This is a genomic window from Pseudomonas sp. B21-041 (assembly GCF_024748675.1).
Classification (GTDB): Bacteria; Pseudomonadota; Gammaproteobacteria; order Pseudomonadales; family Pseudomonadaceae; genus Aquipseudomonas; species Aquipseudomonas neuropathica.
Genome location: NZ_CP087175.1, coordinates 5,272,070 through 5,296,809, shown reverse-complemented (window position 1 = coordinate 5,296,809; position 24,740 = coordinate 5,272,070). Strand labels below are relative to the sequence as shown.

Genomic DNA, 24,740 nt, shown 5'->3' with positions numbered 1-24,740 from the left:
GCAATCTGCATAATTGCCGACCTCTTTCTGCAGTGGAAGTGATGCGCCGCCGCCGAAGAATCTTGCCGTTGAACGGACGCGCCGACCCGAGCCCCCGAAAGCGTCTGTATCCGGCTGCCTTTGACTTGTCAAAGTACGCACTATTCAGTAAGATCCGCCGTCTAATTTACAGGGCGGCCCCTGAGGCTATAAAGAATGAAAACTTTTACTGCTAAACCGGAAACAGTAAAGCGCGACTGGTTTGTCGTCGACGCTGCTGGTCAGACCCTGGGTCGTCTGGCCACCGAAATCGCGAGCCGTCTGCGTGGCAAGCACAAGCCTGAGTACACTCCTCACGTTGACACCGGCGACTACATCGTCGTCATCAACGCCGAGCAGATTCGTGTTACCGGTGCTAAAACCACTGACAAAATGTACTACTCCCACTCCGGTTTCCCGGGCGGCATCAAGTCGATCAACTTTGAAAAGCTGATCGCTAAAGCCCCTGAGCGCGTGATCGAGACCGCGGTTAAAGGCATGCTGCCTAAAAACCCACTGGGTCGCGACATGTACCGTAAGCTGAAAGTCTATGCGGGCGCTGCACACCCACATACTGCTCAGCAGCCCCAAGAACTGAAGTTTTAACGGAATAGTACATTATGTCGGCGACTCAAAATTACGGCACTGGCCGTCGCAAGACCGCAACCGCACGCGTTTTCCTGCGTCCGGGTACTGGTAACATCTCCATCAACAACCGTTCGCTGGAAAACTTCTTCGGCCGTGAAACTGCCCGCATGGTAGTTCGCCAGCCGCTGGAGCTGACTGAGACTGTCGAGAAGTTCGACATCTACGTCACCGTGATCGGCGGTGGTGTAAGTGGTCAAGCTGGCGCAATTCGCCACGGCATCACTCGCGCTCTGATGGACTACGACGAAACCCTGCGTGGCGCTCTGCGCAAAGCTGGCTTCGTTACTCGCGACGCCCGTGAAGTTGAACGTAAGAAAGTTGGTCTGCGTAAAGCGCGTAAGCGTCCGCAGTACTCGAAGCGTTAATTCCGCTTCCGCGTTCAAAAAGAACGCCCGCCTCCTCACGGAAGCGGGCGTTTTTTTATGCCTGTGATTTATCAAAGAATTGCGCTGCGACAACTTGCCACTTCCGTAGACCCCCTATACTGCAAGGCTTGAGGGTAAGAGCTCCGGGTAATTCCCTTGTCAGAATTGGGGCTTTTCATTACCATTCGGCAAAATTTTTATAAGTAACATTGATTTATTTAGTAGATGCCTGATTTAACAGGCCACAAAAGCTGATGGGAGAGGACTGAATGAGCAATGACGGCGTGAATGCAGGCCGGCGTCGCTTCTTGGTAGCAGCCACATCCGTGGTGGGTGCTGCAGGAGCGGTGGGGGCTGCGGTCCCGTTCGTGGGGTCATGGTTTCCCAGTGCCAAGGCGAAAGCCGCCGGTGCACCGGTGAAAGTGAATGTCAGCAAAATCGAGCCAGGACAGCAGATGATTGCTGAATGGCGCGGCCAGCCGGTGTTCATTGTCCGCCGTACTGCGGAAATCCTGGGGAATCTCAAGAAGATCGAGGGCCAGCTCTCCGATCCAACCTCCAAAAACTCCACGCAACCCACCTATGTCGACCCTGAAGTGCGTTCGATCAAGCCGGAAATTCTGCTGCTGATCGGGATCTGTACGCACCTGGGTTGCTCACCAACTTTCCGTCCCGAAGTGGCACCTGCGGATCTCGGCAAAGACTGGGTCGGTGGCTATTTCTGCCCTTGCCACGGCTCCCACTACGATCTGGCTGGCCGCGTCTACAAGTCGCAACCTGCGCCTTTGAACCTGCCAGTTCCCCCGCATTCCTATGAGACCGATGACCTGATTGTCATCGGCGTCGATACGGAGAAAGCGTGATGAGCAAGTTCATGGATTGGGTTGATGCGCGCTTTCCTGCGACCAAAATGTGGGAAGACCATCTCAGCAAGTATTACGCTCCAAAAAACTTCAACTTCTTCTATTTCTTCGGCTCTCTGGCGCTGCTGGTGCTGGTCAACCAGCTCGTCACCGGCGTCTGGCTGACGATGAGCTACACGCCATCGGCAGAAGAGGCTTTTGCGTCTGTCGAAGGCATCATGCGTGACGTCAATCACGGCTCGATTTTGCGTCTGCTGCACGCTGTCGGCGCTTCGATGTTCTTCATCGTGGTGTATCTGCACATGTTCCGCGGCCTGCTTTACGGCTCGTACCAGAAACCGCGCGAGCTGGTCTGGGTCTTCGGCATGCTGATTTATCTGGCGCTGATGGCTGAAGCGTTCATGGGTTACCTGCTGCCATGGGGTCAGATGTCCTACTGGGGTGCCCAGGTGATCATCTCGCTGTTCGGTGCGATTCCGGTGATCGGCAACGACCTGACGCAGTGGATTCGTGGTGACTATCTGATCTCCGGAATCACCCTGAACCGCTTCTTCGCCTTGCATGTCGTGGCTCTGCCGATCGTGATTCTCGGTCTGGTGGTGCTGCACATTCTGGCGTTGCACGAAGTCGGTTCGAACAACCCTGACGGCGTCGACATCAAGAAGCACAAAGATGAAAACGGCATCCCGCTGGACGGCATTGCTTTCCACCCGTACTACACCGTGAAAGACATTGTCGGTGTCGTTGTGTTCCTGTTTATCTTCTGCTTTATTGTGTTCTTCTTCCCGGAAATGGGTGGCTATTTCCTCGAAAAACCAAACTTCGAGCCGGCCAACCCGTTCAAGACGCCGGAGCATATCGCGCCGGTCTGGTACTTCACGCCGTTCTACGCGATCCTGCGAGCAATCCCTGACAAACTCATGGGCGTCATCGCCATGGGCGCTTCAATTGCTTTCCTGTTTGTCCTGCCGTGGCTCGATCGCAGTCCGGTCAAATCCATGCGCTATAAAGGCTGGATGAGCAAAGTCTGGCTCGTCATATTCTGCGTTTGCTTTGTGCTGCTTGGCTGGACTGGCGTGAAAGCTCCGACGCCGTCTCTGACGTTGCTGTCGCAGGTCTGCACCTTCCTGTACTTCGCGTACTTCATCCTGATGCCGTTCTACACCAGGCTCGAGAAGACCAAACCGGTTCCGGAAAGGGTGACTGGCTGATGAAAAAGTTATTTTTTGCTCTGATTTTTGCTGCTCTGCCTGTTCTGTCCTTCGCCGCTGAACACGGTGGTCCGGAGCTGGAAAAGGTCGACATCGACGTTTCCGACAACGCTGCGCTGCAGGATGGCGCACGTACCTTTGCGAACTATTGCATGGGTTGCCACAGTGCCAAGTTCCAGCGTTACGAGCGGGTGGCCGATGATTTGGGCATTCCTCACGAAATGATGCTGGAGAAACTGGTGTTCACTGGCGCCAAGATTGGCGATCACATGAACATCGGCATGCAGCCGGCAGACGCCAAGACCTGGTTTGGTGCCGCACCACCGGATCTGACCCTGGTCGCTCGCGTACGCGGCACCGACTGGCTCTACGGTTACCTGAAGTCGTTCTACGAAGATCCTGCACGTCCATGGGGCGTGAACAACAAGGTTTTCCCGAACGTCGGCATGCCTAACGTGCTCGTCGGCCTGCAAGGTCGTCAGGTCGTGGGTTGCAAACAGGTGCAGATCGTCGAAGACGGCAAGAAGCAATATGATCCGCTGACCGGTACGCCTCTGACTCATGAAGCGTGCGATCAACTGACCATCGTGCCGAAATCCGGTGCTCTGAACGAAGAGCAGTTCGATGAGAAGGTCAAGAATCTGGTAACCTTCCTGGCTTACTCGGCTAACCCGGTTAAGCTGCAACATCAGCGCATCGGTACTTATGTCTTGCTGTACCTGGCGTTCTTCTTTGTGTTCGCCTACCTGCTCAAGCGTGAATACTGGAAAGACGTGCACTGATACGCTTCAAGCATTGCTGTTAATCGCGCGCGCCCAAGGGCGCCTCCGATAGCGCAACGTCTGGTTTGCCAGGTGTTGCGGGAGGCGCCCTCTGGGCGCGCGCGTTTTTCCGGTTCCGACAAATTCAACAAGCGAGGAGGATCGCCATGGGCGTGACCAATCGGTTGGCCTGTTACTCCGACCCCGCCGACCACTATTCCCACCGAGTGCGCATTGTGCTTGCAGAGAAGGGTGTCAGCGCCGAGATCATTTATGTGGAAGCTGGTCGCCAGCCGCCTAAACTGATTGAGGTAAACCCTTACGGCAGTCTGCCGACGCTGGTCGATCGTGACCTGGCGTTGTGGGAGTCGACCGTGGTGATGGAATATCTGGATGAGCGTTACCCGCACCCGCCGTTGATGCCGGTTTATCCGGTGGCGCGTGCCAACAGCCGTTTGCTGATTCATCGAATTCAGCGCGACTGGTGTGGTCTGGTGGATCTTATTCTGGATCCCAAGTCCAAGGAGGCTGCGCGTGTCGTGGCGCGCAAGGAATTGCGTGAAAGCCTGACGGGCGTGTCGCCGCTGTTTGCCGACAAGCCGTTTTTCCTCAGTGAGGAACAAAGTCTGGTGGATTGCTGCCTATTGCCAATACTCTGGCGTTTGCCGATTCTGGGTATTGAACTGCCGCGGCCAGCCAAGCCGCTGCTTGATTATATGGAGCGCTCGTTTGCGCGTGAGGCATTCCAGGCGAGTCTGTCTGGTGTCGAACGCGATATGCGCTAAGGCTTAAGGAGCCGCTATGAACTCCAGTCGACCTTATCTGGTCCGCGCGCTCTACGAGTGGATTGTTGATAATGATTGCACCCCGCACATGCTGGTCAATTCCGAGTACCCGGCAGTGCAGGTGCCGCAGGGTTTCGCCAGCGACGGGCAGATTGTCCTGAACATCTCGCCGAGTGCTGTGCGTCATCTGCACATGGACAACGACGTGGTGACCTTCGAAGGTCGCTTCGGTGGCGTCCCGCACAGTCTGTACGTGCCGATCAGCGCGATCCTGGGGATCTACGCCCGGGAGAATGGTCAGGGCATGGTGTTCGATCTCGAGTCGCCAATGGATGACGAAGAAGAGATCGAGTCGGATGACGACTTGCCGCCACCGGACAGTGAACCGCCGCGCCCTAGCGGCCGGCCAAGCCTGAAAGTGGTGAAGTAATAAAAAAGGCGATCCAGATGGATCGCCTTTTTTATTACATAGGGTTCTGCGTCAGTCGATGTATTCGAACAGCTTGACGATCTTCTGCACGCCGGAAACGCCCTGAACCAGATTAGTTGCCTGAGTGGCTTCCTGTTTGGTCAGCAGGCCCAGCAGATAGACGATGCCGTTTTCGGTCACGACCTTGATGCGTGAGCCAGGAATGCTGGCGTCGGTGAGCATCTGCGTCTTGATCTTGGAGGTCAGCCAGGTGTCATTCTGGCGAGCCAGGAAGCCGGACGGCGGTATGACCTGCAGTTCGTTATGAACAGTTTTTACCCGTTGCACGGCGGCTGCCGCTTGCTCGGCTTTGGCTTTCAAATCTGCGCGAGGCGTTTGACCGGCCAGCAAGACAACACCGTTGAAACTGGTGACGACGATGTGCGAGTCGTTGTCCAGTGCCGGGTCGGCCTTGGCCACGTTCACACCGACTTTGGTTTCGATCAACGAGTCATCGATCTTGCTACCGAAGGTGCGCGTGCCACGGTCGTCGTCGATCGGTGCTTCACGGCTGGCGTTCACCACTGAGGTGCAGCCACTGATGCCGAGGCACAGGGTCAAGGCCAGAAGGCCAAGGCGATTAGGGGTCATTCTTCACTCCCGAACAGTTGGCTGTCGATCAGATCGCAGAGGCAATGGATCGCCAGCAAGTGGACTTCTTGAATACGTGCAGTGACATTGGCCGGTACGCGAATCTCGACGTCCTCGGGCAGCAGCAGTGACGCCATGCCGCCACCATCGCGTCCGGTCATAGCTACGACAATCATTTCGCGATCATGTGCGGCCTGGATCGCTTGAATAATGTTCGCCGAGTTGCCGCTGGTCGAAATCGCCAGCAGGACATCGCCTGGCTGACCGAGCGCGCGGATCTGTTTGGAGAACACTTCGTTGTAGCTGTAGTCGTTGGCGATCGAGGTGATCGTCGAGGTGTCGGTGGTCAGGGCGATGGCCGGCAGGCTCGGGCGCTCGCGTTCAAAGCGGTTGAGCAGCTCGGAAGAGAAATGCTGGGCATCGCCGGCCGAGCCGCCATTGCCGCAAGAAAGCATTTTGCCTTCGTTGAGCAGGGCATTGACCATGATCTGGCTGGCTTGCTCGATGTGCGGTGCAAGTACGTCCATCGCCTGTTGCTTGGTGTCGATACTGGCCTGGAAAAGCTGGCGAATTCGGGATTGCATGTCCATCTGTGTGACCTTAAGTAGCGCGGCTGTCCGGCACATGAATGTGCAGCCCGCAAAGCAAAGAGCAAAATTTGTCGGTGGGATTGTCCGGGTCGCAACGCCGGCGATCAACTGTCGAAAGCATTCTGCAACCAGTTCAGCTGACTCGGATGGCTGTCGATGGCCACCACGTCGAAGCGGCAAGGGGAATTGGCCCAGCGCGATTCGCGCTGAAGAAAATACTGTGCAGCGAAAATCAGTTTCTGCTGCTTGCGCTCATCGATGCTAGCGAGCGCGCCACCCCATTGAGTGTTTTTTCTGTAGCGAACTTCAACGAATACTACTGTATCGCCATCAAGCATGACCAGATCAAGCTCGCCGCGTTTGCATAACCAGTTCTGCGCCAGCAGGCGCAGACCTTGTTGTTGCAGATGCTCGAGCGCCTGGCGCTCGGCATCCTTGCCGCTTTGCGAGCGTGACCTGTCAGGCATCAGCGTGGGGTGTCCGGCAGGCGCTGCACCTGGCCGCTGACGAACTGTGCCCAGGGCAACTGGCGCACAACGCGTTGGGTCTGGGTCATGCCGAGGCTGCCCGACTCACCGTCGATGCGGCTGTCTGGCAGGGCCTTGAGTTGACCCAGGCGCGGAGCCAGGCGATAGGCATCCACACCCATCGCGTACAGGCGACCGAGGCTGCCGGCGGCTTGCGGCCACTGCGCAACCACTTGCTGACGCAGTGGGTCGCTGGTGTCCAACAGCCATGGGGTTTCGCAGAAGCGAATGCCGTTCATGTCGTTGTACTGGTTGACGTCGCCACTGGCGCTGTAAACGTGCGACGTCGCGTACACCGGAACGTCACCAGCGTACTGGAAGTTCAGGGTTGGCTTGATCTGCTGCGCCTGTTGCGGGGTCGCGGCGAGGAAGATGAATTCGATGTCCTGACGACGCGAAGGCTGCGCGGCTACGTTGGTGCCGGCGGCATTTTGCAGGCTCTTGGCGCGGGCTTCGCTTTGACGCAGTTGGAACATGTCGGCGATCTGCTGGGCCAGTTGCACCGGCTGATCAACCCGTTCAGTGGCGACGATGCTGCCACCGTTGGCCTGCCAGTCCTGGCTGAAAGCACGCAGTACACGGTCGCCCCATTCGCCTTTCGGCACCATGATCGCGGCGCGGTGCAGGCCATCGGCACGGGCGCGGCGCGATACTTCGCGGGCTTCGTCTTCAGCCGCCAGGCCAAACTGGAACAATTGCGCCGGGCCTTGATCACCTTCGCTGTAGTTCAGCGCGAGGGTGGTGATCGGCAGTTGCGGGCGAGTGCTCAACTGTTTGACCAGTGGTTTTTCCAGCGGGCCAACGACCAGTTGCACGCCGTCAGCCTGAGCCTTGCGGTAGAACTCGTCCATCGAAGTCAGCTTGGAACTGTCGTAGAACTCGATCGCTGGCGGCTTTTGCCCGGCCTGTTGAGCCTGGTAGTGCGCAGCCATGAAACCTTCACGCAGTGCCTTGCCGACAGCGGCCAACTGGCCGTCCTGTGGCAGCAGCAGGGCGATCTTGCTCAGGGGCTGGCTGGCCAGTTCCTTGAGTTTGGTCAGTGGCAACGGCAGGTTGATGGCGGCCGGATGCTTTGGATTTTGCGCGCGCCAGGTGTCGATCGCCGCTTGCTGCTGTTCCAGGGTGCCAGCGGATTTCACTGCCATGGCCAGCCCCATCCAGCCGCCGAGATCGTCGGTGCTGTTCGGTTGCAGTTGATCAGTTGGCAGCGAGCCGATCAGGGTCCAGATCGCTTCGTGGTTCTTGCTCGCGGCGTCGCCTTGCAGCATCGGCGCGATGAACACGCGCTCGCGGGCAGCGGCCAGGGTCTGGCCATCGGCCTCAAGGGCGCGGGCATGTACGGTGCCGGTGCGCACTTGCTGCTCTTCAGGCATCTCGCCCAAGTGCTGCAGGCTTGGATGGCTCAGGGCAGTCAGCGCGGCTTTCGGCTGATTGCGGGTCATGGCCAGTTCAGCATTCAGCGTGCTGGCGAAAATCTGCTGGCCTGGCTTCAGTTGCTCCATTGGCACTTGTTGAAGGATCTGCGCGGACTGTCCGGCGTTACCCTGACGGTAAGCCAGATCCGCAGCGCTCAGGCGCAGCAGGGCGGCTTTTTCCGGGGTTTTCGCCTGGCTAGCCTGTTCGAGCAGTTGCTCGATGCTGGCATCCGGGGTCCGTGGAAGTTCGCCAAGGCTGGAGGAAGGGGAGCTGGCGCAAGCCGCCAACAAGGCAGCGAGGCAGAGGGCAGTGAACAGCCGCAGGCAAGCGATCATGTAAGTGTTCCTGATACTCGATCAAATTAGCGTCGAATTGTACCCAAGCACTGGCCGGGGCGCGATGTTACTGGCGTGAATCGGACGATTTAGCTGAAGTAAATGTTGCAGTGCTGCATAACCACGGACAAAACCGTGGTGGCTCGAAGCGCGTCGCAAGCCTCGTGTCGCGCTACAATGGCCGCTTTTACCGATCACGAGGTGTGCGCTTTGACTGCTCCAGGTTCCCTGAATTCCGCTGCTGGCTCGCTTTATGTGGTGGCGACGCCCATCGGCAACCTGGACGACATCAGCGCCCGGGCCCTGAAGATCCTCCGCGAAGTGGCCTTGATCGCTGCCGAAGACACTCGTCACTCGGCGCGCCTGATGCAGCACTTCGGGATCGGCACGCCGCTGGCCGCGTGTCATGAACACAATGAACGAGATGAAGGTAGCCGCTTTATTACCCGCTTGCTGGCGGGTGATAACGTCGCGTTGATTTCCGATGCGGGAACGCCGCTGATTTCCGATCCGGGGTATCACCTGGTGCGTCAGGCCCGCGCGGCCGGGATCAATGTCGTGCCAGTGCCGGGCGCCTGTGCCCTTATCGCTGCGCTGTCGGCGGCCGGTCTGCCGTCTGACCGTTTCATCTTCGAAGGTTTTCTGCCGGCCAAGTCGGTCGGACGCAAGGCGCGACTGGAAGCGGTTAAAGAAGAGCCGCGTACGTTGATTTTCTACGAGGCCCCGCACCGCATTCTTGAATGTCTGCAGGATATGGAAGCCGTGTTTGGCGGTGAGCGCCAGGCATTGCTCGCCCGCGAGATCACCAAGACCTTCGAAACGCTCAAAGGTCTGCCATTGGCAGAGTTGCGCGCGTTCGTCGAATCCGATAGCAATCAGCAGCGTGGCGAATGCGTAGTGCTGGTGGCGGGCTGGACGGCACCGGAGTCCGAGGATGCCGTCAGCAGCGAGGCGATGCGTATTCTTGATCTGTTGCTCGAAGAGATGCCGCTCAAGCGTGCCGCCGCGTTGGCAGCACAAATCACGGGCGAGCGCAAAAACGTGCTGTATCAGGTCGCGCTGGAGAAACAGAAAGGCGTGTAGGCCGTCACCCATAGCGGTCTTGAGGCTTTTAGCGCTTGTTCTTCGGGCGCTCTGCCGTTAACCTTCGCGGCGGAGAGTCGATCGGACAGTCGCTGCCCTCTATGAAAATTAGGGGGGGGAGGAAAGTCCGGGCTCCATAGGGCGAAGTGCCAGGTAATGCCTGGGAGGCGTGAGCCTACGGAAAGTGCCACAGAAAATAACCGCCTAAGCGCTTCGGCGCCGGTAAGGGTGAAAAGGTGCGGTAAGAGCGCACCGCACGTCTGGCAACAGTTCGTGGCTAGGTAAACCCCACTTGGAGCAAGACCAAATAGGGTCTCAAGGCGTGGCCCGCGCTGGGACCGGGTAGGTTGCTAAAGATGTCCAGTGATGGCCATCGTAGACGAATGACTGTTCAAGACAGAACCCGGCTTACAGATCGACTCTCCACCTTTTTCTTTCCCTGCTTGAATCATTGGCAACAGGGCTGTGTAATATCAGCAGGCCTGCTCTGAAAGTCCGGCAGCGGCAAACGCAGTAATAGCCATTTCCCACCTTGCTTCAATCAACAGCAGAAGCGCTTTTGTAATACCGAAAAAATCTTACTCTTAACAAATTACTTTAACTTTCGAGCGCAGCTTTCAGTGCTGCATCAAGTTATTGGTCAAAAGTATCCGTCAGATTCTCGTTGCACCTCCTTTTATGCTCCTAAATCTCCGTTCTGTAAGGGTTTTCCTTTAATCCGCGCCTTGACGGTGTGGTGGGCGCATTCCTATAGTGTGCGCAAGTGGCGGAAAGTGGCATGAAGTGGGTTTTTTGAGCTCAAAACGATAAAAATTGGAGAAACGCAGACGTGTTTCGCGGAGCTAACGCTATCAGTCTCGATGCAAAGGGCCGTCTCGCCATGCCGAGCCGGTACCGTGACGAGCTCGATTCGCGTAGTTCTGGCCAATTGATCGTGACCATTGATGCCGTTGATCCGTGTTTGTGTGTCTATCCGCTCGACGAGTGGGAAATTATTGAAACCAAGTTGCGCGCGCTTCCTTCGCTTCGCGAAGAAAACCGTCGCCTGCAACGTTTGCTGATTGGTAATGCCGTCGACCTCGAACTCGATGGCAGCGGTCGTTTTCTGGTTCCACCGCGTCTGCGCGAATACGCCAAGCTCGATAAGCGCGCGATGCTGGTAGGCCAACTGAACAAGTTCCAATTGTGGGACGAGGATGCATGGAACGCGGTATCTGCCGCTGACCTTGCTGCTATTCAACAACCGGGCGCGATGCCTGATGAACTGCGTGATTTGATCCTGTGACTATTGATAGCGGCTTTAACCACATCACCGTACTGCTTGACGAAGCCGTCGAGGCTCTCGCCGTACGTCCTGATGGCTGCTATCTGGACGGCACGTTCGGGCGCGGCGGACACAGCCGGCTGATCCTCAGCCAGCTCGGCACGGATGGTCGGCTCATCGGGTTCGACAAAGATCCACAAGCGATTGCCACCGGGCAAACGCTAGCGGCCGAAGACGGCCGCTTTGTCGTTGTGCAGCGCAGCTTTGCCGAACTGGGTTCGGTGGTTGCCGAGCAAGGTCTGGCCGGCAAGGTCAGCGGCATTCTGCTCGACCTCGGCGTGTCTTCGCCGCAGCTCGACGACGCTGAGCGCGGCTTCAGTTTCCTCAACGACGGCCCGCTGGACATGCGCATGGATCCGTCCCGCGGCATCAGCGCTGCCGAATTCGTCAACACCGCGCCGGCTGAGGAAATCGCCCGGGTGTTCAAGGAATACGGCGAAGAACGTTTCTCCGGTCGCATGGCCCGCGCGGTCGCCGAGCGTCGCGATATCAAACCGTTCGAGCGCACTGCCGATCTGGCCGAAGTATTGAAAGTCGCCAACCCGGCATGGGAAAAGGGCAAGAACCCGGCCACCCGTGCATTCCAGGGTTTGCGCATTCACGTCAACAACGAACTGGGTGATCTGGAAGCCGGCCTCGAAGCCGCACTGGATGCTCTGGAAATTGGCGGCCGTCTGGTGGTGATCAGCTTCCACTCGCTGGAAGACCGCATCGTCAAATTGTTCATGCGCAAGCTGGTGAAAGGCGAAGCCGACAACCTGCCGCGCAACCTGCCGGTTCGCCATGTCGCGTTCGAACCGAAAATCAAAGTCCATGGCAAAGCGCAGACGGCCTCCGACGCCGAACTCAAAGCCAACCCACGTTCCCGTAGCGCCGTCATGCGCGTCGCGGAGAAGCTGCGGTGAGCAAGCTTTTCGCCAAGCCACTGCCCGGCGGCAGCTTTCTGATGCTGCTGCTGTTTATCGGCGTGCTCGTCTCGGCCATCGCCGTGTCGTACAGCGCGCACTGGAACCGGCAGTTGCTCAACACCCTTTATAACGAACTCAGCGTGCGTGATAAGGCGCAGGCCGAGTGGGGGCGTTTGATTCTTGAGCAAAGCACCTGGACCGCGCACAGCCGAATCGAAGTGCTGGCTACCGAGCAACTGAAAATGCACATTCCTGGCGCGGCTGACGTGAAGATGGTGGCGCCATGATGAAACTCGAAGGCGCACTGTTCCCATGGCGCTTCCGCCTGATGGTGGCGCTGCTCGGCATCATGGTCGCGGCGATCTGCTGGCGCATCATCGACCTGCAAGTGGTTGACCGTGACTTCCTCAAAGGTCAGGGCGACGCGCGCAGTCTGCGTCACATTCCGATTCCGGCTCACCGTGGTCTGATCACCGACCGTAACGGCGAGCCTTTGGCTGTAAGTACCCCCGTGACCACGCTGTGGGCCAACGCCAAGGAAATGCAAACCGCTAAAGAGAAGTGGCCGGCACTTGCCGCCGCGCTGGGTCAGGATCCCAAAGCCCTGACCGAGCGCCTTGAAGCCCAGGCCAACAAAGAATTCATTTATCTGGTGCGCGGGCTGACCCCCGAGCAAGGCCAGGCTGTGCTCGATCTGAAAGTCCCAGGCGTCTACGGCATCGAAGAATTCCGCCGGTTCTACCCGGCCGGTGAAGTCACCGCGCACATGGTCGGTTTTACCGACATCGATGACCACGGTCGTGAAGGTGTCGAGTTGGCTTATGACGAATGGCTCGCCGGGGTGCCGGGCAAACGACAAGTCATCAAGGATCGGCGCGGTCGGCTGATCAAGGATGTTCAGGTCACCAAAAACGCCAAGGCCGGCAAGCCCTTGGCGTTGTCCATTGACCTGCGTCTGCAATATCTGGCCAACCGCGAACTGCGCAACGCGATCATCGAGAACGGCGCCAAGGCCGGCAGCCTGGTGATCATGGACGTCAAGACCGGCGAGATTCTCGCCATGGTCAACCAGCCGACCTACAACCCGAACAACCGCCGCAATCTGCAACCGGCCATGATGCGTAACCGCGCGATGATCGACGTGTTCGAACCGGGTTCGACCATGAAAGCCATCTCGATGGCCGCTGCAATCGAAACCGGGCGCTGGAAACCGAGCGACACCGTCGAGGTGTATCCGGGCTCCCTGCAGATCGGCAAATACACGATCAAGGACGTTTCCAAGAGCGAAGGTCCGGTGCTCGACTTGACCGGCATCCTGATCAATTCCAGTAACGTCGGCATGAGTAAGGTCGCGTTCGATATCGGCGGTGAAACGATTTTCCGCCTCGCGCAGAAAGTCGGTCTCGGCCAGGACACCGGCCTCGGCTTCCCGGGCGAACGTGTCGGTAATCTGCCGAACTACCGCGATTGGCGCAAGGCTGAAACTGCGACCCTGTCCTACGGCTACGGTATTTCCGTGACCGCGATTCAGTTGGTGCACGCGTTCTCGGCGCTGGCCAACAACGGTCGTCTCGCGCCGTTGACCCTGATCAAAACCGACAAGCCGCCGCAGACCACGCAAGTGCTGCCGGAAGCCGTGGCGAAAACCTTGCAAGGCATGCTCACCCAGGTGATCGAAGCGCCGCGCGGCGTGTTCCGTGCGCAGGTGCCGGCGTATCACGTAGCGGGCAAGTCGGGTACCGCGCGCAAGACCTCGGTGGGCACCAAAGGCTACGCGGAAAACTCTTACCGCTCGCTGTTCGCCGGTTTCGGCCCGATGAGCGATCCGCGTTACGCCATCGTTGTCGTGATCGATGAGCCAAGCAAGGCCGGTTACTTCGGTGGTCTGGTTTCCGCGCCGGTGTTCAGCCGTGTGATGTCCGGCACCCTGCGCCTGATGAACGTAACGCCGGACAACTTGCCGACGACACAGCAGGCCAACGCCACCCCGGTCATACCGCTGAAAGCCAATGGAGGGCGCGGCTGATGTCATTAAGTCTGAACAAGATATTCCCCCACGCCGGCCACGATCTGTTGATCCGTGAACTGGCGCTGGACAGCCGCAACGTGCGCGCGGGCGATTTGTTCCTCGCCGTGCCGGGCGGCAAATTCGATGGCCGTGCGCACATCGCCGATGCCTTGCAGCGTGGCGCTGCGGCTGTAGCCTATGAAGTGGAAGGCGCCACCGTTCTGCCGATCACTGACGTGCCGCTGATTCCGGTCAAAGGCCTGGCAGCGCAGCTGTCGGACATCGCCGGGCGTTTTTACGGTGAGCCAAGTCATCACCTGAACCTGATTGGCGTGACCGGCACCAATGGTAAAACCAGCGTGACCCAATTGGTCGCGCAGGCGCTGGATTTGCTCGGCCAGCATTGCGGCATCGTCGGGACCTTGGGTTCCGGCTTCTATGGCGCACTGCAAAGCGGTCTGCACACCACGCCGAATCCGATCGCGGTGCAAGCGACCTTGGGCGACCTGAAAAAGGCCGGCGCCAAAGCCGTGGCCATGGAAGTGTCGTCCCACGGTCTGGATCAGGGCCGCGTGACGGCGCTGGCGTTCGACGTCGCGGTGATGACCAACCTGTCCCGCGATCATCTGGATTATCACGGCACTATGGAGGCGTACGCCGAGGCCAAGGCCAAGCTGTTCGCCTGGAATGATCTGAAGTGCCGCGTGGTCAACCTCGACGACGATTTCGGCCGGCAACTGGCCGCGGAAAAACGTGAATCGCGCTTGATCACCTACAGCCTGCTCGACAGCAGCGCTTACCTGTTCTGCCGCGAAGCGCAGTTCGACGATCACGGCGTGCGCGCCACACTGGTCACGCCGCAGGGTGAACATCATCTGCGTAGCACCCTGCTCGGTCGTTTCAATCTGAGCAACGTACTGGCAGCGGTCGGTGCCTTGCTCGGTCTGGATTACGCGCTCGACGAAATTCTCAAAGTACTGCCGAAACTCGAGGGCCCGGCCGGTCGCATGCAGCGCCTGGGTGGCGGCACGCAGCCGTTGGTGGTGGTCGATTACGCCCACACCCCGGATGCACTGGAGAAAGTACTGACCGCGCTGCGCCCGCACGTCAAAGGTCAACTGCTGTGCCTGTTCGGCTGCGGCGGTGACCGTGATCGCGGCAAGCGTCCGTTGATGGCCGAAGTGGTCGAGCGTCTGGCCGATCAGGTGCTGGTCACCGACGACAACCCGCGCACTGAAGATCCGGCAGTGATTTTCGATGACATCCGCGCCGGTTTCACGGCTGTGGATAAAGTCACTTTCGTCGCCGGCCGTGGTCAGGCGATTGCACAACTGATTGCCGGCGCCTCGGCCGATGACGTGATTGTTCTGGCCGGTAAAGGTCACGAGGACTATCAGGAAATCAACGGCGAGCGCCATGCCTTCTCTGATCTGGTCGAGGCTGATCACGCCCTGACCGCGTGGGAGGTGGCCCATGCTTAAGGCCCTCAAACTCAGCGAACTGACCAACGCGCTCGACGCACGTTTGATCGCCGCCGATGCCAGTTTCGACGGCGTCAGCATCGACAGCCGTGCGATCCAGCCGGGTCAACTGTTTATTGCGTTGACCGGCCCGCGTTTCGACGGTCATGACTACTTGAACGATGTCGCCGCCAAAGGCGCCGTCGCTGCACTGGTCGAACGTGAAGTTGCCGACAGCACGCTGCCGCAACTGCTGGTCAAAGACACCCGTCAGGCCCTCGGCCAATTGGGTGCGCTGAACCGTGCTGCATTCACCCAGCCAGTCGCTGCCATCACTGGCTCCAGCGGCAAGACCACGGTCAAGGAAATGCTCGCGAGCATCCTGCGCACGCGCGGTCCGGTATTGGCGACCCGTGGTAATCTGAACAACGACCTCGGCGCGCCGCTGACCCTGCTCGAATTGGCCCCGGAACACACTTCGGCGGTGATCGAACTGGGCGCCTCGCGTCTCGGCGAAATCGCTTACACCGTTGGCTTGACCAAGCCTCACGTGGCGATCCTCAACAATGCCGGCACCGCGCACGTTGGTGAGTTTGGCGGCCCGGAAAAAATCGTCGAAGCCAAAGGCGAAATCATCGACGGGCTGGCGGCCGACGGCGTCGCCGTGCTCAACCTCGATGACAAAGCCTTCGGCATCTGGAAGACCCGTGCGGGCGTGCGCAAAGTGCTGACCTTCGCCCTGAGCAACACTCAGGCTGACTTCTACGCCAGCGACCTGACCACTGATGCCCGTGGTTGCCCGGCCTTCAATCTGCACACACCTGAAGGTGTCGAGCACGTTCAACTGAACCTGCTCGGCACCCATAACGTCGCCAATTCCATGGCTGCCGCCGCTGCCGCTCACGCCTTGGGCATGTCGCTGTTCGGCATCGCCACCGGGCTTGGCGCCGTGCAACCGGTCAAGGGTCGCACCGTCGCGCAACTGGCGAAAAACGGTATGCGCGTGATCGATGACACTTACAACGCAAACCCCACCTCGATGTGCGCGGCCGTTGATATACTCGCCGGCTTTTCCGGCCGCACCGTCCTGGTGCTCGGAGATATCGGCGAGTTGGGCGATTGGGCGGAGCAGGGGCACCGCGACGTGGGCGAGTACGCCCGGGGCAAGGTTTCCGCGCTTTATGCCGTTGGGCCAAACATGGTTCACGCCGTAAACGCTTTCGGTGAACAGGCCTATCACTTCGGCAGCCAAGCCGAACTGATTCAGGCCCTCGACGCCGAGCAGGACACAAACACCACCATTTTGATCAAGGGTTCGCGCAGTGCAGCGATGGAAAACATCGTTGCGGCTCTGTGCGGGCCCAGTCTGGAGAAACATTAATGCTGCTGCTGCTAGCGGAGTATCTGCAACAGTTCTACAAAGGCTTCGCGGTCTTTCAGTACCTGACCCTGCGCGGGATCCTCGGTGTGCTGACCGCGCTGGTTTTGTCGCTGTGCTATGGCCCGTGGATGATCCGCACCCTGCAGAACCGTCAGATCGGTCAATCCGTGCGTAACGACGGTCCGCAATCGCACCTGTCCAAGTCGGGCACCCCGACCATGGGCGGCGCGCTGATTCTGTCTTCGATCGGCGTCAGCACCCTGCTTTGGGCTGACCTGAGCAACCGCTACGTCTGGACTGTTTTGCTGGTGACTCTGCTGTTCGGCGCCATCGGTTGGGTCGACGATTACCGCAAGGTCATCGAGAAGAACTCCCGTGGCTTGCCGAGCCGCTGGAAGTATTTCTGGCAGTCGGTGTTCGGCCTCGGCGCGGCGATCTTCCTTTATATGACCGCCTCCACCCCGGTGGAAACCACGCTGATCCTGCCGATGCTCAAGGACTACAGCATTCCGCTGGGCCTCGGTTTCATCGTGCTGACTTACTTCGTGATCGTCGGTTCGAGCAACGCAGTCAACCTGACTGACGGCCTCGACGGTCTGGCGATCATGCCAACCGTGATGGTCGGCGGTGGCCTCGGCATCTTCTGCTACCTGTCGGGTAACGTGAAATTCGCTGAGTACCTGCTGATCCCTTACGTGCCGGGCGCGGGTGAACTGATCGTGTTCTGCGGTGCGCTGATCGGTGCCGGCCTCGGCTTTCTCTGGTTTAACACCTATCCGGCGCAAGTGTTCATGGGCGACGTCGGTGCACTGGCACTCGGCGCGGCACTGGGCACCATCGCGGTGATCGTCCGTCAGGAAATCGTCCTGTTCATCATGGGCGGTGTGTTCGTGATGGAAACCCTGTCAGTCGTCATTCAGGTTGCGTCCTTTAAGCTGACCGGTCGCCGTGTGTTCCGCATGGCACCGATTCACCACCATTTTGAACTCAAGGGCTGGCCCGAGCCGCGCGTGATCGTCCGTTTCTGGATCATCACCGTGATTCTCGTGCTGATCGGCCTTGCCACCCTGAAGCTGAGGTAGAACGAGTGTCTCTGATCGCTTCTGACCACTTCCGCATCGTTGTCGGCCTCGGCAAGAGCGGCATGTCCCTGGTTCGCTTCCTGGCGAACCGGGGCACGTCGTTTGCCGTCGCCGATACGCGGGAAAATCCACCGGAACTGGCCACGCTCAAGCGTGACTATCCGCACGTGGAAGTGCGTTGTGGCGAGCTGGACGTCGAATTCCTCTGCCGTGCCGACGAGCTCTACGTGAGCCCCGGCCTGGCGTTGGCGACCCCGGCCCTGCAAGTCGCTGCGGCCCGTGGCGTGAAACTGTCCGGCGACATCGAGCTGTTCGCGCGTAACGCGCGGGCGCCGATCGTGGCCATCAGCGGTTCCAACGCGAAAAGCACCGTCACCACCCTGGTCGGCGAAATGGCGGCTGCGGCCGGCAAGCGCGTTGCCGTCGGTGGCAACCTCGGCACCCCGGCGCTGGACCTGCTCAGCGACGACGTCGAGCTGTACGTCATGGAACTGTCGAGCTTCCAGCTGGAAACCACCGACCAGCTCAATGCCGAAGTGGCCACCGTGCTGAACATCAGCGAAGACCACATGGATCGCTACAGCGGTCTGCCGGCGTACCACCTGGCCAAGCACCGGATCTTCCGTGGCGCGAAGCAGTTCGTGGTCAATCGCCAGGATGCGCTGAGCCGTCCGTTGATGGGCGAGGGTCAGCCATGCTGGACCTTCGGCCTGACCAAACCGGATTTCAAGGCATTCGGTATCCGCGAAGAAGATGGCGAGAAGTATCTGGCCTTCGAATTCCAGAACCTGATGCCGGTGCGTGAGCTGAAAATTCGCGGCGCACACAACCAGTCCAACGCCCTCGCGGCGCTGGCGCTCGGTCATGCCGTGGGCTTGCCGTTCGAGGCCATGCTCTCGGCGCTGCGCAACTTCGCCGGTCTCGAACACCGTTGCCAGTGGGTGCGTGATCTCGACGGCGTGGCGTATTACAACGATTCGAAAGCCACCAACGTCGGCGCCGCTCTGGCCGCCATCGAAGGCTTGGGCGCGGATATCGACGGCAAGGTCATCCTGATCGCCGGTGGCGATGGCAAGGGTGCCGAATTCAACGATCTGCGTGATCCGGTAGCGGTCAACTGCCGTGCCGTGATCCTGATGGGCCGCGACTCCGACAAGATCGGTGAAGCCATCGGTGATGCCGTGCCACTGATTCGCGCGACCTCGCTGGTTGACGCCGTCGCGCAATGCCGCGCCGCCGCCCAACCGGGTGACGTGGTGCTGCTGTCGCCGGCCTGCGCCAGTTTCGACATGTTCAAGAACTATGAAGACCGTGGTCACCAGTTCGTCCGCGCTGTGGAGGAACTGGCATGAGTCTGTTCAATATCATCAAGCCGTACCCGTCGCCGATTATTACCGGGCGCGGCATCGACCTCGATTTTCCGATGCTCGCCGGTTGCCTGGCTTTGCTCGGTCTCGGTTTGATCATGATCGCTTCGGCGTCCACTGAGGTGGCAGCCGCGCAGTCGGGCAGTCCGCTGTATTACATGATTCGCCACCTTATTTATGTGGTGCTGGGCCTGGGCGCCTGCATCGTCACCATGATGATTCCGATCGCCACCTGGCAACGCCTCGGCTGGTTGATGCTGATCGGTGCGTTCGGCTTGCTGGTGATGGTGATCATTCCCGGCATCGGTCGCGAAGTGAACGGTTCGATGCGCTGGATCGGTTTCAGCTTCTTCAACGTGCAGCCGTCCGAGATCGCCAAAGTGTTCGTGGTGATCTACCTCGCCGGTTATCTGGTGCGGCGTCAGAAGGAAGTGCGCGAGAGCTGGATGGGCTTCTTCAAGCCGTTCATCGTGCTGCTGCCGATGGCCGGCCTGCTGCTGATGGAGCCAGACTTCGGCGCCACCGTGGTGATGATGGGCGCTGCGGCGGCGATGCTCTTTCTCGGCGGGGTCGGACTGTTCCGTTTCTCGCTGATGGTGGTGTTGGCGGTCGGAGCGGTGGTCTTGCTGATTCAAATGCAGCCGTATCGTATGGCGCGTCTGACCAACTTCGCTGACCCGTGGGCCGACCAGTTCGGCGCCGGCTACCAATTGTCCCAAGCGCTGATCGCGTTCGGTCGTGGCGAATGGCTGGGTGTGGGCCTGGGCAACAGCGTGCAGAAGCAGTTCTACCTGCCGGAAGCGCACACCGACTTCGTGTTCTCGGTATTGGCTGAAGAACTCGGCGCGGTGGGTTCGCTGTGCACCGTGGCGCTGTTCGTGTTCGTGTGTATTCGTGGCATGTACATCGGCTTGTGGGCGGAGAAAGCCAAGCAGTTCTTTGCCGCTTATGTGGCCTACGGCCTGTCGTTCCTGTGGATTGGTCAGTTCCTGATCAACATCGGGGTGAACGTCGGCCTGCTGCCAACCAAAGGTCTGACCTTGCCGTTCCTCAGTTATGGCGGCAGCTCGTTGGTGATCTGCTGTGCCTGCCTTGGCTTGTTATTGAGGATTGAGTGGGAGAGTCGAACCCACCTGGGCAGTGAAGAGATGGAATTCCATGAGAGCGACTTCGCCGAGGAGCCGAATCATGGGCGCTAACGTATTGATCATGGCCGGCGGAACCGGCGGCCACGTGTTCCCGGCGCTGGCTTGTGCCCGCGAGTTTCAGGCGCGCGGCTACACCGTGCACTGGCTCGGCACGCCACGCGGAATCGAAAACGAACTGGTGCCCGCGGCAGGTCTTGAACTGCACCGCATCAACGCCACCGGCCTGCGCGGCAAGGGCAAGCTGTCGCTGCTCAAGGCGCCGTTCATGCTGCTGAAATCGGTATGGCAGGCGCGGGCAATCATTCGTCGCTTGAAGCCGGTGTGTGTGGTCGGCTTCGGTGGTTATGTGACTGGCCCGGGTGGCCTCGCCGCGAAACTGGCCGGCGTGCCGGTGATCGTTCACGAGCAGAACGCCGTGGCCGGCACCGCCAATCGGTTGCTGGTGCCGTTCGCCGCTCGGGTGTGTGAAGCGTTCCCCGACACCTTTACTCTGTCGGACACCCGCCGTACCACCGGCAACCCGGTGCGCAGCGAGCTGTTCCTCGACACATCGCGACCTGCTCTGGCCGGCCGCAAAGCGCGTTTGCTGATCCTTGGCGGAAGCCTGGGCGCAGAACCGTTGAACAAATTGCTGCCTGAAGCCCTGGCCCAAGTCGCTGCCGATTTGCGCCCGGAAGTGTTTCATCAGGCCGGCAAAAACCACGATGAAGTGACTGCAGAGCGCTACCGCGCCGCCGGCGTGGAAGCGCAGGTGCAGCCGTTCATCAAAGACATGGCCCAGGCCTATGGCTGGGCTGACCTGGTGGTGTGCCGCGCAGGCGCGTTGACCATCAGTGAGCTGGCTGCCGCCGGTCTGCCCTCGATGCTGGTGCCTTTGCCCCACGCGATCGACGATCACCAGACCCGCAACGCCGATTATTTGGCCCGTGAAGGCGCTGCCTTCCTGATGCCACAAAGAACGACTGGTGCCGCGGACCTTGCCGCGCGCCTGACAGAGGTCTTGATGCAACCGCAACGACTCGAAGATATGGCCCAAGCGGCCCGCCGTCTGGCGAAACCCGATGCCACCCGTAGCGTGGTCGATACCTGTCTGGAGGTGGCACATGGTTGAGAATCAGAAAGCCATGCCACAACCGGAAATGCGCCGCATCCGTCGCATCCACTTCGTCGGCATCGGCGGCGTGGGCATGTGCGGCATCGCCGAAGTGTTGTTGAACCTGGGCTACCAAGTGTCCGGTTCCGACCTGAAAGCTTCGCCGGTGACCGAGCGTCTGGAGTCGTTCGGCGCGCAGATTTTCATCGGCCACCGTGCCGAGAACGCCGCTGCTGCCGATGTGCTGGTGGTGTCGAGCGCGGTAAATACCTCGAACCCGGAAGTGGCGAACGCGCTTGAGCGTCGTATTCCGGTGGTGCCGCGTGCAGAAATGCTCGCCGAGCTGATGCGCTATCGCCACGGCATCGCCGTCGCCGGTACCCACGGCAAAACCACCACCACCAGCCTGATCGCTTCGGTGTTCGCGGCCGGAGGCCTGGACCCGACGTTCGTTATCGGTGGTCGTCTGAATGCGGCGGGCACCAATGCCCAGCTCGGCACCAGCCGGTACCTGATCGCCGAAGCCGATGAAAGCGATGCGAGTTTTCTGCACCTGCAACCGCTGGTGGCCGTGGTTACCAACATCGACGCCGACCACATGGCGACCTACGACGGTGACTTCAACAAGCTGAAGAAAACCTTCGTCGAGTTCCTGCACAACCTGCCGTTCTACGGTTTGGCGGTCATGTGCCTGGACGATCCGGTGGTGCGTGAAATCCTGCCGCTGGTGAAACGTCCGACCGTGACTTACGGCTTCAGTGAAGACGCTGACGTGCGCGCGATCAATATTCGCCAGCAAGGCATGCAGACCTTCTTCACCGTGCTGCGCCCGGATCGCGAGCCGCTGGACGTGTCGGTGAACATGCCCGGCAACCACAACGTACTCAACTCGCTGGCAACCATCTGTATTGCCACCGACGAAGGCGTCAGCGATGAAGCCATCGTCCAGGGCCTGTCGGGCTTCCAGGGCGTTGGTCGACGCTTCCAGGTTTACGGCGAACTGCCAGTGGACGGGGGCAACGTGATGCTGGTCGACGATTACGGTCACCACCCGACCGAAGTCGCCGCAGTGATCAAAGCCGTGCGCGGTGGCTGGCCGGAGCGCCGTCTGGTGATGGTTTACCAGCCGCACCGTTATAGCCGCACCCGTGACCTGTACGACGATTTCGTCAATGTACTGGCCGACGCCAACGTGCTGCTGCTGATGGAAGTCTATCCGGCCGGCGAAGAGCCGATCCCGGGCGCCGACAGCCGCAAGCTGTGCAACAGCATCCGTCAGCGCGGTCAGCTCGACCCGATCTACATCGAGCGTGGCGTCGATCTGGCGCCGCTGGTCAAGCCGCTGCTGCGTGCCGGCGACATCCTGCTGTGCCAGGGCGCCGGTGATATCGGCGGTCTCGCGCCGAAGCTGTTGAAAAGTGAATTGTTCGCTGGCGCCGTGGCGGCGCCGGTCGAGGGGAAGTTGAAATGACTGCTGCCTACGCCAAGCTGTTTTCCACTATCGCGCCGAAAGACTTCGGCCGTGTCGCCGTGCTCTTCGGTGGCCTGAGTGCCGAGCGTGAGGTGTCGCTGAAATCCGGTAACGCCGTACTCGACGCGCTGCAAAGCGCTGGCGTGGACGCGTTCGGCATCGACGTTGGCGAAGACATTCTGCAACGGCTGCTCAGCGAAAAGATCGACCGCGCCTTCATCATTCTTCACGGCCGTGGCGGTGAAGACGGCTCCATGCAGGGCCTGCTCGAAGTGGCGGGCATTCCGTACACCGGCAGCGGCATTCTCGCTTCGGCACTGGCGATGGACAAACTGCGCACCAAGCAGGTCTGGCACAGCCTCGGGATTCCGACGCCGCGTCACGCCGTGCTGTGCAGCGAAGCCGATTGTATTTCGGCGGCGACGGAACTGGGCTTCCCTTTGATCGTCAAACCGGCGCATGAAGGTTCAAGTATCGGGATGGCCAAAGTGAGTTCTGCGTCCGAGTTGATCGACGCATGGAAAGCGGCCAGTACCTACGATTCGCAAGTCTTGGTTGAGCAATGGATTCAAGGTCCGGAGTTCACCATCGCCACCCTGCGTGACCAGGTGTTGCCTCCGATTGCCCTGGGTACACCGCACACGTTCTACGACTACGACGCCAAGTACATCGCCAACGATACCCAGTACCGCATTCCGTGCGGGCTGGATGCCGCCAAGGAACAGGAACTCATGGATCTCACGGCCAAGGCCTGTGAGGCGCTGGGTATTGCCGGTTGGGGCAGGGCGGACGTGATGCAGGACGCCGACGGGCAGTTCTGGTTCCTGGAAGTGAACACCGCACCGGGCATGACCGATCACAGTCTGGTACCGATGGCGGCCCGTGCGGCTGGCCTGGATTTCCAGCAACTGGTTCTGGCCATTCTGGCCGCCAGTGTTGAAGACGCTCGAGGTTAAGACGATGCAAGGCGCTCAGCTCCGACATCAGCCTCCCGCACCCGGCCGCAAGCCGGTGCCACGGGGTGCCAGCCGAATGGTGGCGAAAGAGCCGATGTCCGCGCGCCTGCCGAAAGCCAATTTCGGCTTTCTGAAAAGTCTGTTCTGGCCAGTGCTGCTGGTGGTGCTGGGCTTTGGTACTTACGAAGGTGCAACGCGTTTGCTGCCGTACGCCGACCGGCCGATCACCAAGATCGCCGTGCAAGGCGACCTGAGCTACATCAGCCAGCAAGCGGTGCAGCAGCGGATCGCCCCGTACGTGGCGTCGAGCTTCTTCACCATCGACCTGGCCGGTATGCGCACCGAGCTTGAGCAGATGCCGTGGATTGCCCACGCCGAAGTACGTCGGGTGTGGCCGGACCAGGTGGTGATCCGCCTCGAAGAGCAGCTGCCGGTGGCGCGTTGGGGGGATGAGTCATTGCTGAACAACCAGGGCCAGGCGTTTACGCCCAAGGAACTGGCGAACTACGAACATCTGCCACAGCTGTTCGGCCCACAACGGGCTCAGCAGCAAGTGATGCAGCAGTATCAGGTGCTGAGCCAGATGCTGCGGCCGTTGGGCTTCTCGATTGCACGCCTGGAACTGCGTGAACGCGGGAGTTGGTTCCTGACCACCGGTGCCGGCAGTTCTGGCCCCGGCATCGAGTTGCTGCTGGGACGCGGCAACCTGGTGGAAAAGATGCGCCGTTTTATCGCCATCTATGACAAGACGCTTAAAGACCAGATTACGAACATTGCGCGCATCGATCTGCGCTACGCCAACGGCCTCGCTGTTGGCTGGCGGGAACCAGTAGCGCCGACGACAGCCCAACCCGCTGTCGCGAAGAATTAAGAAGAGGCA

The 24,740-nt window shown here is 59.8% G+C and carries 25 protein-coding genes and 1 other RNA gene; 22 read left to right on the top strand and 4 right to left on the bottom strand.

What is annotated here, in order from left to right:
* Positions 1 to 195: 195 nt before the first annotated feature.
* From rplM to LOY43_RS23455, 7 genes are all read left to right on the top strand, one after another.
* Positions 196 to 624 carry a 50S ribosomal protein L13 gene (rplM, locus tag LOY43_RS23485; RefSeq protein WP_007917032.1) on the top strand — a complete coding sequence of 143 codons (429 nt, stop codon included), beginning with the start codon at positions 196 to 198 and terminating at the stop codon, positions 622 to 624.
* Positions 625 to 638: 14 nt separating this feature from the next.
* Positions 639 to 1,031, top strand: coding sequence for a 30S ribosomal protein S9 (gene rpsI / locus LOY43_RS23480; RefSeq protein ID WP_008080273.1), 393 nt, complete (start codon positions 639 to 641; stop codon positions 1,029 to 1,031).
* Positions 1,032 to 1,300: 269 nt separating this feature from the next.
* A complete protein-coding gene (petA, locus tag LOY43_RS23475; RefSeq protein ID WP_003228055.1) occupies positions 1,301 to 1,894 on the top strand; it encodes a ubiquinol-cytochrome c reductase iron-sulfur subunit in 594 nt (197 codons plus the stop codon).
* Positions 1,894 to 3,105 (top strand): cytochrome bc complex cytochrome b subunit, encoded by a 1,212-nt coding sequence (locus LOY43_RS23470; RefSeq protein ID WP_093430693.1) that lies wholly within the window; start codon positions 1,894 to 1,896, stop codon positions 3,103 to 3,105. Before petA ends, LOY43_RS23470 begins: the two co-directional genes overlap by 1 nt.
* Positions 3,105 to 3,887: a cytochrome c1 gene (locus LOY43_RS23465; RefSeq protein ID WP_095050646.1), complete on the top strand. Its 783-nt coding sequence runs from the start codon at positions 3,105 to 3,107 to the stop codon at positions 3,885 to 3,887. The genes LOY43_RS23470 and LOY43_RS23465 overlap by 1 nt, the downstream gene beginning before the upstream one ends.
* A 146-nt stretch (positions 3,888 to 4,033) precedes the next feature.
* Positions 4,034 to 4,651 carry a glutathione S-transferase N-terminal domain-containing protein gene (locus LOY43_RS23460; protein ID WP_007917025.1) on the top strand — a complete coding sequence of 206 codons (618 nt, stop codon included), beginning with the start codon at positions 4,034 to 4,036 and terminating at the stop codon, positions 4,649 to 4,651.
* A gap of 16 nt (positions 4,652 to 4,667) precedes the next feature.
* The gene (locus tag LOY43_RS23455) at positions 4,668 to 5,081 is read left to right on the top strand and encodes a ClpXP protease specificity-enhancing factor (RefSeq protein WP_007917024.1); all 414 of its coding nucleotides are present in this window, start codon (positions 4,668 to 4,670) and stop codon (positions 5,079 to 5,081) included.
* Positions 5,082 to 5,132: 51 nt separating this feature from the next.
* On the opposite strand, the gene LOY43_RS23450 is transcribed toward LOY43_RS23455, so the two are convergent.
* From LOY43_RS23450 to LOY43_RS23435, 4 genes are all read right to left on the bottom strand, one after another.
* On the bottom strand, positions 5,133 to 5,711 hold the full coding sequence (locus LOY43_RS23450; protein WP_007917023.1) for a BON domain-containing protein: 579 nt from the start codon (positions 5,709 to 5,711) through the stop codon (positions 5,133 to 5,135).
* Positions 5,708 to 6,301 carry a phosphoheptose isomerase gene (locus LOY43_RS23445; RefSeq protein ID WP_007917022.1) on the bottom strand — a complete coding sequence of 198 codons (594 nt, stop codon included), beginning with the start codon at positions 6,299 to 6,301 and terminating at the stop codon, positions 5,708 to 5,710. The genes LOY43_RS23450 and LOY43_RS23445 overlap by 4 nt, the downstream gene beginning before the upstream one ends.
* Positions 6,302 to 6,405: 104 nt before the next feature.
* A complete protein-coding gene (locus LOY43_RS23440) occupies positions 6,406 to 6,768 on the bottom strand; it encodes a YraN family protein (RefSeq protein WP_095050647.1) in 363 nt (120 codons plus the stop codon).
* Positions 6,768 to 8,579 carry a penicillin-binding protein activator gene (locus LOY43_RS23435; RefSeq protein ID WP_095050648.1) on the bottom strand — a complete coding sequence of 604 codons (1,812 nt, stop codon included), beginning with the start codon at positions 8,577 to 8,579 and terminating at the stop codon, positions 6,768 to 6,770. The genes LOY43_RS23440 and LOY43_RS23435 overlap by 1 nt, the downstream gene beginning before the upstream one ends.
* A 177-nt stretch (positions 8,580 to 8,756) precedes the next feature.
* On the opposite strand from LOY43_RS23435, the gene rsmI reads away from it, so the two are divergent.
* The 15 genes from rsmI (at position 8,757) to LOY43_RS23360 (ending at position 24,731) form a co-directional block, all read left to right on the top strand.
* A complete protein-coding gene (gene rsmI / locus LOY43_RS23430; protein ID WP_093430688.1) occupies positions 8,757 to 9,662 on the top strand; it encodes a 16S rRNA (cytidine(1402)-2'-O)-methyltransferase in 906 nt (301 codons plus the stop codon).
* Positions 9,663 to 9,735: 73 nt separating this feature from the next.
* An RNA gene (gene rnpB, locus LOY43_RS23425) (RNase P RNA component class A) lies at positions 9,736 to 10,089 on the top strand.
* Between the two features lie 402 nt (positions 10,090 to 10,491).
* A complete protein-coding gene (mraZ, locus tag LOY43_RS23420) occupies positions 10,492 to 10,947 on the top strand; it encodes a division/cell wall cluster transcriptional repressor MraZ (protein WP_007917012.1) in 456 nt (151 codons plus the stop codon).
* Entirely contained in the window at positions 10,944 to 11,891 is a 948-nt protein-coding gene (gene rsmH / locus LOY43_RS23415) for a 16S rRNA (cytosine(1402)-N(4))-methyltransferase RsmH (protein ID WP_371748248.1), read from the top strand. The genes mraZ and rsmH overlap by 4 nt, the downstream gene beginning before the upstream one ends.
* A complete protein-coding gene (ftsL, locus tag LOY43_RS23410; RefSeq protein WP_007917008.1) occupies positions 11,888 to 12,181 on the top strand; it encodes a cell division protein FtsL in 294 nt (97 codons plus the stop codon). The genes rsmH and ftsL overlap by 4 nt, the downstream gene beginning before the upstream one ends.
* Entirely contained in the window at positions 12,181 to 13,920 is a 1,740-nt protein-coding gene (locus LOY43_RS23405; protein ID WP_176471303.1) for a penicillin-binding protein 2, read from the top strand. The genes ftsL and LOY43_RS23405 overlap by 1 nt, the downstream gene beginning before the upstream one ends.
* Positions 13,920 to 15,383, top strand: coding sequence for a UDP-N-acetylmuramoyl-L-alanyl-D-glutamate--2,6-diaminopimelate ligase (locus LOY43_RS23400; RefSeq protein WP_095050650.1), 1,464 nt, complete (start codon positions 13,920 to 13,922; stop codon positions 15,381 to 15,383). Before LOY43_RS23405 ends, LOY43_RS23400 begins: the two co-directional genes overlap by 1 nt.
* A complete protein-coding gene (gene murF / locus LOY43_RS23395) occupies positions 15,376 to 16,743 on the top strand; it encodes a UDP-N-acetylmuramoyl-tripeptide--D-alanyl-D-alanine ligase (RefSeq protein ID WP_258708807.1) in 1,368 nt (455 codons plus the stop codon). Before LOY43_RS23400 ends, murF begins: the two co-directional genes overlap by 8 nt.
* Positions 16,743 to 17,825: a phospho-N-acetylmuramoyl-pentapeptide-transferase gene (gene mraY / locus LOY43_RS23390; RefSeq protein WP_007917000.1), complete on the top strand. Its 1,083-nt coding sequence runs from the start codon at positions 16,743 to 16,745 to the stop codon at positions 17,823 to 17,825. Before murF ends, mraY begins: the two co-directional genes overlap by 1 nt.
* A 5-nt stretch (positions 17,826 to 17,830) precedes the next feature.
* A complete protein-coding gene (gene murD / locus LOY43_RS23385) occupies positions 17,831 to 19,177 on the top strand; it encodes a UDP-N-acetylmuramoyl-L-alanine--D-glutamate ligase (protein WP_258708806.1) in 1,347 nt (448 codons plus the stop codon).
* The gene (gene ftsW / locus LOY43_RS23380) at positions 19,174 to 20,391 is read left to right on the top strand and encodes a putative lipid II flippase FtsW (protein ID WP_016987575.1); all 1,218 of its coding nucleotides are present in this window, start codon (positions 19,174 to 19,176) and stop codon (positions 20,389 to 20,391) included. The genes murD and ftsW overlap by 4 nt, the downstream gene beginning before the upstream one ends.
* Positions 20,381 to 21,451: an undecaprenyldiphospho-muramoylpentapeptide beta-N-acetylglucosaminyltransferase gene (gene murG, locus LOY43_RS23375; protein ID WP_007916994.1), complete on the top strand. Its 1,071-nt coding sequence runs from the start codon at positions 20,381 to 20,383 to the stop codon at positions 21,449 to 21,451. Before ftsW ends, murG begins: the two co-directional genes overlap by 11 nt.
* Positions 21,444 to 22,904: a UDP-N-acetylmuramate--L-alanine ligase gene (murC, locus tag LOY43_RS23370; RefSeq protein WP_095050653.1), complete on the top strand. Its 1,461-nt coding sequence runs from the start codon at positions 21,444 to 21,446 to the stop codon at positions 22,902 to 22,904. Before murG ends, murC begins: the two co-directional genes overlap by 8 nt.
* Positions 22,901 to 23,860: a D-alanine--D-alanine ligase gene (locus LOY43_RS23365; protein WP_093430684.1), complete on the top strand. Its 960-nt coding sequence runs from the start codon at positions 22,901 to 22,903 to the stop codon at positions 23,858 to 23,860. Before murC ends, LOY43_RS23365 begins: the two co-directional genes overlap by 4 nt.
* A 4-nt stretch (positions 23,861 to 23,864) precedes the next feature.
* On the top strand, positions 23,865 to 24,731 hold the full coding sequence (locus LOY43_RS23360; protein WP_053123632.1) for a cell division protein FtsQ/DivIB: 867 nt from the start codon (positions 23,865 to 23,867) through the stop codon (positions 24,729 to 24,731).
* The last annotated feature ends 9 nt before the right edge of the window (positions 24,732 to 24,740 follow it).